Source organism: Metabacillus litoralis, from assembly GCF_007994985.1.
Classification (GTDB): Bacteria; Bacillota; Bacilli; order Bacillales; family Bacillaceae; genus Metabacillus; species Metabacillus litoralis.
The window spans coordinates 111741-124381 of sequence record NZ_VOQF01000005.1 but is presented as its reverse complement, the minus strand read 5'-3'; the positions used below and the strand labels follow the sequence as shown (position 1 = coordinate 124381).

General features: G+C 33.3%; 7 protein-coding genes and 1 riboswitch. All 7 genes read right to left on the bottom strand.

Annotated elements, in window-relative coordinates; genetic code table 11:
- Positions 1–45 precede the first annotated feature (45 nt).
- The 7 genes from FS935_RS08780 to FS935_RS08750 all read right to left on the bottom strand — a co-directional run bounded on the left by FS935_RS08780 (position 46) and on the right by FS935_RS08750 (position 12577).
- Positions 46–4665 (bottom strand): OmpL47-type beta-barrel domain-containing protein, encoded by a 4620-nt coding sequence (locus FS935_RS08780; protein ID WP_146947638.1) that lies wholly within the window; start codon positions 4663–4665, stop codon positions 46–48.
- 81 nt (positions 4666–4746) lie between these two features.
- A riboswitch (cyclic di-GMP riboswitch) is annotated at positions 4747–4840 on the bottom strand.
- A 126-nt stretch (positions 4841–4966) separates the two neighbouring features.
- Positions 4967–5317 (bottom strand): flagellar protein FliT, encoded by a 351-nt coding sequence (gene fliT / locus FS935_RS08775; protein ID WP_146947636.1) that lies wholly within the window; start codon positions 5315–5317, stop codon positions 4967–4969.
- Positions 5317–5715 (bottom strand): flagellar export chaperone FliS, encoded by a 399-nt coding sequence (fliS, locus tag FS935_RS08770; protein WP_146947634.1) that lies wholly within the window; start codon positions 5713–5715, stop codon positions 5317–5319. The genes fliT and fliS overlap by 1 nt, the downstream gene beginning before the upstream one ends.
- 24 nt (positions 5716–5739) lie before the next feature.
- Entirely contained in the window at positions 5740–6096 is a 357-nt protein-coding gene (gene flaG, locus FS935_RS08765) for a flagellar protein FlaG (protein ID WP_146947632.1), read from the bottom strand.
- Positions 6097–6207: 111 nt separating this feature from the next.
- On the bottom strand, positions 6208–7767 hold the full coding sequence (gene fliD, locus FS935_RS08760) for a flagellar filament capping protein FliD (protein WP_146947630.1): 1560 nt from the start codon (positions 7765–7767) through the stop codon (positions 6208–6210).
- Between the two features lie 857 nt (positions 7768–8624).
- Complete coding sequence (locus FS935_RS08755; RefSeq protein ID WP_158638571.1) at positions 8625–11606, bottom strand: glycosyltransferase; 2982 nt, start codon at positions 11604–11606, stop codon at positions 8625–8627.
- 140 nt (positions 11607–11746) lie between these two features.
- On the bottom strand, positions 11747–12577 hold the full coding sequence (locus FS935_RS08750) for a flagellin N-terminal helical domain-containing protein (protein ID WP_146947627.1): 831 nt from the start codon (positions 12575–12577) through the stop codon (positions 11747–11749).
- Positions 12578–12641 lie beyond the last annotated feature (64 nt).

The following is a 12641-nucleotide window of genomic DNA, read 5'->3' as shown; positions in this document are numbered from 1 at the left end:
AGTTTTTCATTTCTATCTGCTTTTACCGGTAGAGAACAGAATCGTTTATTTCTGAACTCTTACAGTCTTTTGTCCAACAACTAAATAACCATCAAGATATCCTCGGAACACAAGTGTTTCTTCTGAAGAATCCCAAGTAAAGTCAGAACGTTCAAACTTGAATTGTCCAATTTTCGCTTGGTTATAGTAGCCCTTGTTGCTTGTTAGGGCGTTTACTCCATTCACGGTAGCTTTATCCAGTTCAAATCCCTTTGTATCAAATCCTGCTGGTAAGTCTACTCTAACTGTAAACACTCCCTTATTACCTTTAATGACTTTAGCCGTCACATCAATGGTTGCAGGAATGTACACGACAAATTGTTTTTCAATTATTGTTGTTAAGCCTGCTCCATTTGTTGCAATAACTGTTACATTGTAGGTACCTGGATTGTCTAATGAAATAGAAGTACCATTCACAATCTCTTTTCCATCAGTATGATCAGGATAAGAAACAATCATTTTCTCGATAACTACATCAGAAATAGTATCTTCTGCATTGTAGAATAATTCCAAGTCAGTACCTAATTTGTATTCAGTACCTAAATCCATATTTACAACTGGTGCTGTCTTATCAATTTTCACTTCAATTGTCTTTATCGCTTCTATATTCATTGCGTGATCCATTGAGAAAAATTTCACTTCGTGGATTCCTTCTTCCGTTAATCTAAAGGCTGTTCCCTTTACATAGTCAGAACCATTAATAGAATAGAAGGTTTTTGCAACACCACTTTGTCCATCGTCTGCAGTTAAGTTCACTGTTACATCTTCCATACTCCAAAAGTCTTGTGCATCAGAAGTTGTCACTGGTGCTGTTTGATCGATTTTCACTTCAATTGTTTGAACTTTTTCAGTGTTGTCCACTTTGTCAATTGAGTAAAATGATACATTGTGGATACCTTCTCCTTTTACTTCAAAAGAAGTGCCTTCTTCAAAATCACTGCCATCAACTGAATAATACGTTTTCGCAACTCCTGTTTCATTGTCTGTAGCTGATAAAGTGATGACTTGATCTTGATTTACCCACTCAGTTGGTGCCTTAGCAGTTGTAACTGGTGCTTCTTCATCTAAAATTAACTTTGCCAGTACTATGTTTGATGGTTCAGACTCACCAAACGAGTTACTGTATGACGTGACAACATATTCATGATTTGCGTAGCTTAAATTCAAGAGCGCATACATTAAATTATTTACTTTTTCAGCAATTAACACTAATTCTCCATCAATCACTTCATAGATGTTGTAGCCATTTGCATAGGTAATAAAATTCCAATTAATTCTTGCACTTGTTTCACTTACAAGAGTCAAGCTTGCCGTTGGCGGCTCCATAATTGGATAAACAATTGTTTCTGTTATACGATTTGAAGCAGTTGATTCACCAAATCGTGTATTGTAGGCTGTTACCTCAAAAGAATGTGTATCTTCTGAAAGATTATTAGCTTTATAGCTTCGCGCAGTACCTTTATAAATTAATGTTTTCTCATCATTTGTGATTTGATAAACACGGTATTCATTTGCCCAAGCTGCTACAGGCCAAGATAACGTAATATTGTTTATATTTTCTACTTTAGCTGAAATAACCGGTGCTTCAACAACAGGCCATGTTAATGTGAAGTTGGTAGAGCTTCCATTTGGTGACTCATCAAAGCGATTACTATATGAATGAACGACATATTCGTAATCTCCCTCTGGCATGTTATTAAATCTTGCCGTTGTTCCTTTTACACTTGATTTTAATACAAGTTGTTCTTCAACAATTTGGTATACTCTATATTCAGTTGCATATGTTGAAGCATTCCATTTCAACACAATATCATTTCCATTTACAATACTTTTTGTTAGATTTTCTGGTGCTTGCATGATTGGATGAACAAGGGTTAATGAAAGGTCAATTCCATTTGCTGATTCACCAAAACGATTACTTTCAGCACGAACCTCATATGTGTAGTCACCTTCTGGCATATTGACAAAAGTGACACTTGTACCTGTTACGGTTTTCTGTAAAACCCGCTCGCTATCAATAATTTGATACACATTATAGCTTGTTGCATAATCTGAAGCAATCCATTTCAAGCGAATATCATTACCATTTACAATCGTTTCCGAAAGATTAGCTGGAGCCTGCATTGTTGGATGAACAAGCGTGAAAGACTGCTTACTTCCTTCAACTGATTCACCAAAGCGTGTGCTAAAGGCATGAATCACATACGCATATTCAGACTCAGGCATATTATTAAATCTGACTGACGTACTTGTTACTGTTTTTGCTAAAACTAGTTCATCATCAATGACTTGATACACATTATAAAGCGTTGCATATTCTGAAGCATCCCATTTTAATAAAATATCATTTCCGTTAAGGATTGTTTGTGATACATTTCCTGGTGCTTGCATCGTTGGATGAACCATAGCCAAAGAGACTTCACTGCTATTTATTGATTCACCAAAACGGCTGCTTTCAGAATGAACAACATACTTATGATCACCTTCTGCCACATTCACAATGCTTGTAGATAATGATGACACTGATTTAACTAATTTCTTTTCGCCTTCAATTATCTCATAAACATTATAAGTATTAGCATACTCAACTGATTTCCAGCTAAGCACAACATCATTTCCATTTTTAATTGTATAGGTAAAGTCTGTAGGAGCTTCCATTGTTGGGTGAACTAAAGAAATCTCTACGTTCGCATTCCCCTCAGATTCACCGTATAAATTTGAATAAGAAGTAACCTTATATTGATAGTTATCAGCAGGCATGTTCGTAAACTTTACAGAAGTACCTGTTACTGTTTTTTGAAGAACACTTTCGCCATCGATTACTTGATAAATGTTATAGCCATTCGCGTTTTGAACACCTGTCCACTTTAACGTCATATCATTTCCATTTGTAATTGTATGTGACAAATTAGTTGGTGCTTCCATCGTAAGTCCCGTTAGTGTCAATGTTACCTTACTACCACTAGCAGACTGACCAAAGCGCGAAGAGTTCGCATAAACAACGTATGTGTAATCTCCTGGTGCTATGTTACTATATGAAACAGCTGCCCCTGTGACAGTGCTTTTTAAAACTTCATTGCCATCAACTACTTGATAAACTTTGTAGTTTGTTGCATATGGTGCCAGGTCCCAGCTAATAGTAAAGCTAGAAGCACTTTTTATTGTTTTTTCTACATTAGTCGGTGGCTCCATCGTAGGATGAACAAGCGTGATTGCTTGCGTACTGCTTTCATTTGATTCACCAAAACGACTAGAATACGAGTGAACTTCATAGCTGTAGTTGCCCTCAGGTAGATTACTATATCTGACAGTTGTTCCACTAGCGGTACTTTTCAGAACCTTTTGACCATCAATGACTTGATAGATTTTATAGCTGTCAGCATTTGTAGCACTATCCCAACTTAGGACGATATCGTTCCCATTTTGAATTTCGTATTTGAAGTTTTCTGGTGCAGCCATTGTAACAGTCTCTACGTGCAACGAAACCTTGCCACCTTCGTTTGATTCAGCAAAACGGTCGCTATATGAGTAAACCTCATATGTGTAGTCTCCACCAGGCATGTTTTTGAATGTGATACTTGATCCTGTCACTGTATTTTGTAAGACTTTTTCTCCATCAATAATTTGATAAATTTTATAGCTGTTAGCATAAGAAACGCTTCCCCATGTTAACGTAAGATCATTAATATTTTGTAGCTTGTACGTAACGTTTGGTGTTGCCATTGTAATAGAGTCAACTGTTACATTTAATTGACTGCCCTTTTCTGACTCGCCAAAGCGGTTACTGTTTGAGTGAACTTCATACATATATTCCCCAGCAGGAACATTCGTTAATTTTAAAGAAGTACTTGTTACTGTATCCTTTAAAATCTTTTCACCATCAATCACTTGGTAAACCTTGTAATTATCCGCAAAAGAAACAGAATTCCATTTTAATGTGATGTCATTCCCATTTGTCACAGAATACGTAAAGTTTTCTGGTGCTATCATTGTTGGGTGAACAACCGCAACATCAAGCTGATTTGATAGAAGCGATTCTCCATATAACGAATTTACTGCAGAAACAGCATATGAATAGTTACCTTCTTGTGCATTACTTACTGTGTGAGTTGTGCCTGGTACAGAAGTTAGTAATGACCTTTCACCATCTCCTGAGATTTGAAAAACATTATATTTTTCTACAAACTGTGATGCACCCCAGGTCAATACGATATCATTACCATTTTTGATTGTTTGCGTGAATGTTCCGGGTGCCGTCATCTCTGGGTATTCAATCGTAACTGAGACAGGAGCACTTGGACCTGATTCACCTTCCGAGCTTAATGTTGATACAACGTACTCATAATAACCTTCTTCAAGATCATTGGCAGTATAACTGTTCGACTCCGCTTCCCCTAAAGGAAGGATTTGTCCATCTTTAATCTCATACACTTGGTAACCAGAAGCTCCGTATACAGCGCTCCAAGTTAGCTTCACATCATCAGGTGTTACCTTTTCTACAGCAAGATTGCTTGGCGGTAACATATTAGCTGATGTTGCAAATACGCTCCCAATCGGAACAATTATCTGGTAACTTAGAAGCACCAATGCGATAAGCAATAGTTTTAAACGAAATAAATTTCTCATTTTCCTTTTCCTCTCTTTGTGAAAAAGGCATAAAAAAATAAACCTTTTACAAGGTTCATAGGTTGATAGACTATGATTCCTTGTGGCAACCGGCTGCCATTCATGAAATATCAGTTCATGAGGAAGGCCCTTAGCTTTGCGTCCCAGCGTTTCCGATGGTTTGCCTTTTTCACTTGGTAGTTTAGTAGCATATCAATATTATAATACTTTTATCCTGGGTTATATATAGTTCTTAATGACTATTATGAAATAACTTTTCCCATTTATAGTTTTATTGACTCATATACTTTTATAAATTTAGTTAATTACGCTTATCATAGAATAATCCACTTATTGTATCTGGTTGATAGGCATCTTGATATTTTTTTTTGCTTATTTTATTATTATTTAGTTTACGTAAATCAACCTGAATCTCTTTTTTTAAACCTGCTAAGTGAAGGTTAATTTTCTTATTTAATTCAATTAGTTTGCTCCCTATATCCTTCTGTTCAGGAGTATATGGAGGATTTATCATTTTCATCATTTCTTCACGAACTTGCAAGTAAGACTCTATTTCTTGAATAAACTGATCTCGGCCCTCACTTGATGCATCCTTCTCTAAAAGAGATAGTAAATCTACACTGGTATCATATAACTTTTGTACGGCATTCACTATGCCTGTCCACCTTTATGTTGTTTTTGACGATTTACTTGAACCACTTGCTTCCATGTATCCCGAAACTCTTCTACATAACCTTGAACTTCTTCTAAAATTTCAAGGTCATTACTAATATTCACTTCTACAAGACGATTCTTCATATAGTCATACATTGCTAACATATTTTTGGAAATCTCATAATCCATGTTTATCGTAACCATCAATTCATGAATAATATTTTGTGCCTTAATCAAATTGGTGTTTTTTTCACTAATATTTTTCTCTTCGATAGCTTTTTTGGCAAGTTTGATAAACTTTATACATCCATTATAAAGCATTAACGTTAGTTCACCAGGTGATGCTGTTGTTACTGCATTTGATTGATATGATTGATACGGATTGTTCATTGCCATTTTCATTGCACTCCTTTTATTATCCTAAACCTTTTTATCAACCGCTAATCCCAAAAACTCTGTCATTGAGGCATAAATATCGAGTAATTTCTTTGACGGAATTTCACGTATAATTTCTTTCGAATTTTCATCAATCACTTTCACATAATATGTGTTTAGTTCTTCATGTAATTCAAATTTTAATGCTGTATTTGTGGTAGGTATTAAAAAATTATTCAACCCATGGATAACCTCTTCAAGCTTTTCTTTTGATACTACTTGATTGAATTCTTCTAACTTAGGCTCTATTGTTTCCAACTGATCCTTTTGTGCATTTTGTACATCATTTACATAATTTGAATTAACTGCAACAGAATGATTTGAAATACCTTCAATTGACATCCATGTTTTCTCCCTTCGTAATAAAACCCCTGTATAGTGTATATATCGGTAATTACAATTTAATTTTTAGTATTACGGTAAAAAAAGAAGCAAAGGAATACCTCTGCTTCTTTACATACCACCACTAAATTGCTGTGCGAGCCAACCACTTTGGGAGTTAGCTCTTTGTATAGCTGATTCCATTGCTTGGAATTGTTGCCAATACCGATCCTCTAACCTTTGCATTCTATCTTGTTCTTTTAATATTCCACTTTCTATATTCTTTAACTCTTTGGCCATAAAACTATTTACGTCAATACTAGAAGTTAACGCTCCAGCTTTTTTACTTAAATCAGTAATTCCTTGGCCTATCCTTTCATATAATCTAAGTCCAAATCCACTTTCATCATGCTTTGTCTTATTTGTTAGTGTGTTATCTTGTGTAATACTACTAGAAGAACTAAAAAGTTTTTTTACACTTTCTAAGTTACTTTCAAGTGAAGCTTTAAGCTTTGTTTCATCTAGCTCTAATTTGCCATTTTCTCGATAGTTTTTACTTGTTGTTATACCAATATTAGATAGCATCTTGAATCCTTCATCACCATTAGCTACAGGTGTCATTAAACTATTTCGAAGATCATTTAAAAAGCTAGATATTGAGGGATCACGAGTTACCAAACCACTTTTTGCCTTTTCTTCCCATAATTCAATGTCTCGTTCCTTCATTTCACTTTTTTGTTCATCAGTTAATGGAGGAAAGTCACGATATTGCTTTTCTGTTATCTTTGTGTTCAAATCAGCAATAAGTTCATTGTATTTATCAACGAAGGTTTTAATACTATCAAAAATAGCTTGTGTATCTTGCTTAGTTTCAACTGTAACTGGTTGATCAGATGTGATATTGGATTTTAAATCAAATTGTATTCCATCAAAAGAAAAGCTATTTCCAGTAGGATTAATTGTCAATCCATTGATGACTACTTTTGCATTTACCGCATCAAGACCTTTGGCAGCTGTTACACCATTATTTGGAGTAAAAGTGTCCGTACTACCATCAATAATCCCATTAAAGAGACCTAAGTTATTCGAAGTAGCAGCAGTACTCCCGTCAACCGTTAAATTTGTAATTTCTACTTGAGCAGTTGATGTTTTGGTATCACTTGTTAATATAATGGAATTACCATCTTGAAAATATGAAGCCTTAACTCCTGTTCCAGCATTATTTATCTTTGTAATCGCTGAAGAAATAGTATCATCAGCAGTGAGTGTAATTTCAGTTGCAGATCCATTTAGGTTAAAAGAAATGTTTTGTCCGATTTTCCCATCTTGTGGAACGTTCAAAGTGAAACTTGCTGATGCAGCCCTAGCATCTGTCGCCATCGTAGCTTCCGTAATTGTATAAGAAGATAACGATGGTGTACCTGTTACAGTTGCTCCTATCTTTTCTTCGTTATTTACAGATGTGGTTTGCTTATTAAAAGGTGATTCAAGCCTTAAATTTTCTGTTGCTTTTCGAAAATTAGCAAGTTTAGCATTAACATCTCTGTAAATATCAGTTTTCCAATTATTAAGTGTTTTAGCTTGTTGCAATTTAATTAGTCTACCTTTTTGAGAATCAACTAGCTGCTTAACCATACTTTCAGTGTCCATACCTGATGCTAAACCTGAAAATCTTATTGAAGTAATACTCATCCTTACTTTCCTCCTCTAATCGTTTTAATTATCGACTTACAATCACTCAATAATAGTAAAAGTTCCTTTATTGGATCAATTTAACTTATGGAATTTATATCGGTTTTCCAAAAAAATTATCCAGTGAATTAGAAAAAATTTTAGCCACATTATATAAAAAAACACCGCATTGCAAGAACGTTTTCAATAAAGTTTTGTGAAGTTAGAAAATTACTAGTTTGATGGTAATAGGAAATCCAATAAATGAACATTTGTTTAGAGGAAATTACCACTTAAAATTATGAGTAAAAACAGATGGGAAATCCGTAAATCTACATAGATTTTCTAATGATTAACAGCAATGACATAATCGATAGTATCACTCTTATCTTTGTAAAAAGGACCCTAGCAAAACTAAGTTTACCCTTAAATTGTGTATGAAGGACTCAATTTAAATTTTTCAGGATTTTAAAAAAATATCGTAAAGAATCCCGAATTAGTATGGGGTGATCACATTATAAATAAAATGCACTTACAAAATAGTTCTCCTCTCAACATGGAAATATAGCTACTAAAGTTCATGATTAATAGAGGACGAAAAACTGTTTAGTGTCATAACACCTCTTCTACAGAAACGTCCCCTAAACTTATAGTAGTTAGGACAAATGTTTCCTGAACAGAACCTTTCAACAAGGTAGAGATTTACAGAACTCCCTTCTAAGGTTTAGAAGTTTTGATAAGTATCCATAATGCGATTCAAAAAGAATCTAAAGATTACTGATGCTAAATTGATGATCATAATAAGCAAGCTATACTGAAATATTGAGAGAGAAACATTAATCTTATACTTTACTATCGATTCACTCATTTTTAATTATTTAATCTAATTTCACTGCAGTAACTTCCATTGAGCCATTATAGTGTGATGATACTTTATAATCAACTATCTTAAAATTACATTTTTCGAGCAGCTTTTTTAATGATCTAAAAGAGAAGTAGTTTAAATGCTCTATTATTCTCCACATTGGGTCTTTATCTTTTGTAACGAGCGAAAATGCACTTTCAAAATTGGGTGTTGAAATCCACAATACTCCATTTCGATTTAATAGACTTGAAGCCTTTTCTATTGAAGAAACCGGATCGATTATATGTTCTATTACATCTCCCATACAAATTACATCAAACAGATTTTCTGCTTGATACTCATGAAAGTCAACAGAGTATACTGGTATATTTAATAACTTAGATATATTCTCAGCATATACCGGTCGAATATCAATTCCCGTCACATCAAATAAAAACTCTTTTGCTACGGCAGACATCTCCCCCGCACCAACTCCCACTTCTAACATTCTATTACCAGGTGATAATTCCTTAAATTTAGAAACTATATTACCGATTATTGGAAAGAGGTTTGTGTTAGTATTTAAATTAAAATCGAAAGAAGATCTTGAGAGAATTTCACCTAAGTTCTTCGGATAACTATTAGCATAAAGATGATGACAAACATCGCATCTCATCCATAACCTAATTGGATTAAAACCCTCTAAAAAGTCAATACTAGTAACCGCATTATATGATGAAAATGGTGATCCTTGATTGTCACATAAGGGACAGCAATCTACTATGTGCTCATCAACATTATTAAAAATATAATTATGTGCGGGATGATCAGGGTTAAGAATTTTTTGAGTTAAATTAGGATCCATTTCAAATGCTTTCAAGTGGTATTTTTTTGAAGCCATAACTTGTCCAGAACGATTGAATATCTCTCCCAATTTAAAATAAGAAACTGCAGAAAATTCCTTTGATGCTGTCAATTCCAAATAAATTTCCGTTGCTTCAAGATCCTTATTTTGTTTACATAATGCGTTTGCCTTATTGAATAGTTCGACTAAACTTCCCGTAGATTTGTTATCAAATTGAGTATTAGATTGAATGTTATTCGGAATATTTGAATATAACCATTCACTTTCTTTAAATAACTCCAATGCCTTCTTTGAAATATTCTTAATATCTTTGTTTAATTTTTTCCCAATGGTAATCAAAAGCTTATAAAATCTAAAGTCATTTTCAAACCTGGTGTTTGCATTGATTAAAATTCTATAAGCTTCCTCATAATTTTCTTGTTTGATTAACCATTCAACTATTTGATTATAATCATCCTCATTTAAATAATTTTCATCTGCATGTTCATAAAATTCAATTCCCAATTCTTCATATCCATTAGAGAAAAAAACATTCGCAATTTCCCTATCGATGTTTACATTTGAGAATTTTTTCAATCCTACTAGCCAATCAATAATATTTAGCTTATTAAAAATGATACATTTTTGCATTACGTAAAAATAAACATCTAGATTATTTGCTTCAATTTCACTTAATTGTTGATTAAATAGATCTATTAAGAATCTTAGATCTGTATCACGTAAGATTTCTTCCAAATTTATCCTATTCTCTGAAACATCCATCTCTAAATATAAAATAAACAAATCTACAGTCTCAACTATAGAACTATTTAAGGCTAATTTTAGATTTGATATCAAATTTTTATCTAAAGTTAAGGTTTTATAATTCCCATCTATTATATCTATCTTTGTGTTAATTATGGAGTTACTTTTAAAATCTTCTGAATAATAAGAGATAAGTTTTGAAAACTCAGTTAATCCTTGATTTAGAGCCAAGATCAATATCTTTTTTATGAAATTTGTACCTTTATTATTGATTATATTTTGAGAAAAGAAATGAACCATTTCAGATTCTGAATGAAACTTCTTCATAAGAATAAGAATTCTATATAAAGAATCAAGACATAGTTTATTATAATTTAATGCATTAATGTAATACTTAATTGCTTCTTCATAATTTCCTTCTTGTTCAAAGATAAAACCTAATCTTCTATTTGGTAAATAACTTTTGTAATCTGAACTTATTATTATCCCATCAGTTTCCATTCTATTGTATATAATATCTAAAAATACACCTTTTGCATCATCATAACGTTTTTGAATTAAAAACATCAGTCCTTTTAAGTAAGTAAAATCTACAGTATTATTATATAAATTTTCAGCATCCACGATAACTTTTAATGCCTCATCAAATCTAGCTAAATCAATTAAACACTCTGTCATATAAAATAAACAGAAAGGTACCCAGTCTAAAGATGTATTATCTTTCTTGTCATATGCATTTATATAAGCCTCTAAAGCATCTTGATATTCACCACTTTGCCTTAATTCATTTCCTAAATTGAAGAAGTCAAATGCTCTACCGTATTTAAGCTCTTCCTGTAACAAAGACATATTGCGGCTTCTCTTGTTCTTTTCTTGCACTACCTTAGTAAGATAACCTGTATGATAAACTTTTAATGAAGAAAGTCCATAAGTAATATCTGATTTATCTTGATTTCTTAATTGTTCATGAATTGAACGGTAAAATTTTAACCCAATGTAGTTCCGATAAATTCTTGTAGGTTTATGTTCAATTATTACCTCTCCAGTTGCACCTGTGTAATTTACAACATTTACAGAAAATACTTCATAATTATTATTTTTTTGCTTAATTTCCTCAATTGCTTCATGAAGATTCTCTCGGTCAACATATTCATCTGCATCTAATACTAGAATCCATTCTCCCTTAGCATAAGTGGAAGCATAATTCCTTGCATTCGCAAAACTATTATCCCACTTATAATCAAAGACGTTACATGTATATTCTTTAGCTATTTCTTTTGTATTATCTTCAGAACCTGTATCTACAATTATAATTTCATCTACAACTCCAGTTACAGACTCTAAGCATTTTCTCAATACTTTGCTTTCATCTCTAACTATCATACAAAGTGAAATAAATGGTTTCATACTTATACGACTCCGTTTCATTTTTAAAATTATATTATTATGATTAATATAATTCCTTATTTTCTTGTAGTGTATACAAGTACATTATTGTACATATATAAAAGAAAGGACCCTAGTTTAACTAAGGTCCTCCTACTAAATTAACGAAGTAATTGTAATACAGCTTGTGGTTGTTGATTTGCTTGTGCTAGCATAGCTTGTGAAGCCTGGTTAAGGATATTAGAACGAGTAAAGGCCATCATTTCTTTCGCCATATCAGTATCACGGATACGAGATTCAGCTGCTTGAAGATTTTCTGCACCATTATTTAGATTCTTAATCGTATGCTCTAGACGATTTTGAACTGCTCCCAGGTTTGCACGATTTGTAGAAACTGTATTAATTGCAGTTTGAACTGCTGTTAAGTTAGCAGAAGCAACTGCATTTGTACCATCAAGTGCAGTTAAAGTTCCTGCATCAACCCCTAAAGTAGCTGCTGTATTATCCGATAGAGATAAAGAAATAGTCTCTCCTGCATTTGCACCTACTTGAAATACTACAGCTGTAGTTGCAGCTGCCGTTGTCAAAAGTTCCTTAGTATTAAACTTAGTTTGAGTAGCCACATTTTGAACTTGACCTTGTAATTGTGTTATTTCAGCCTGAATCTTATCGTTATCATCAGCTGTTAAAGTTTCATTAGATGCTTGAGTATACAGTTCAGCCATACGTTGTAGCATAGCTTGTGTTTCATTCAAAGCTCCCTCAGCTGTTTGAATTAATGAAATACCATCTTGTCCGTTACGGCTAGCTTGATCCATTCCACGGATTTGATTACGCATTTTTTCTGAGATTGCTAAACCTGCAGCATCATCACCAGCACGGTTAATACGCATACCAGATGATAATTTCTCCATAGACTTTGCAGCAGAGTTGTTGTTAATTCCCATTTGACGGTTAGAGTTCATTGCATTTAAATTGTGATTGATAATCATTTTATATTTCCTCCTTGAAATTAGGTTTGTCCACATCCATGTGGTTATATATTAGCTAAAGTCG

Coding starts and splice junctions, on each gene's coding strand:
- FS935_RS08780 (WP_146947638.1), bottom strand. CDS start 4,665: ATGAGAAATTTATTTCGTTTAAAACTATTGCTTATCGCATTGGTGCTT.
- fliS (WP_146947634.1), bottom strand. CDS start 5,715: ATGGCAATGAACAATCCGTATCAATCATATCAATCAAATGCAGTAACA.
- flaG (WP_146947632.1), bottom strand. CDS start 6,096: ATGTCAATTGAAGGTATTTCAAATCATTCTGTTGCAGTTAATTCAAAT.
- fliD (WP_146947630.1), bottom strand. CDS start 7,767: ATGAGTATTACTTCAATAAGATTTTCAGGTTTAGCATCAGGTATGGAC.
- FS935_RS08755 (WP_158638571.1), bottom strand. CDS start 11,606: ATGAAACCATTTATTTCACTTTGTATGATAGTTAGAGATGAAAGCAAA.
- FS935_RS08750 (WP_146947627.1), bottom strand. CDS start 12,577: ATGATTATCAATCACAATTTAAATGCAATGAACTCTAACCGTCAAATG.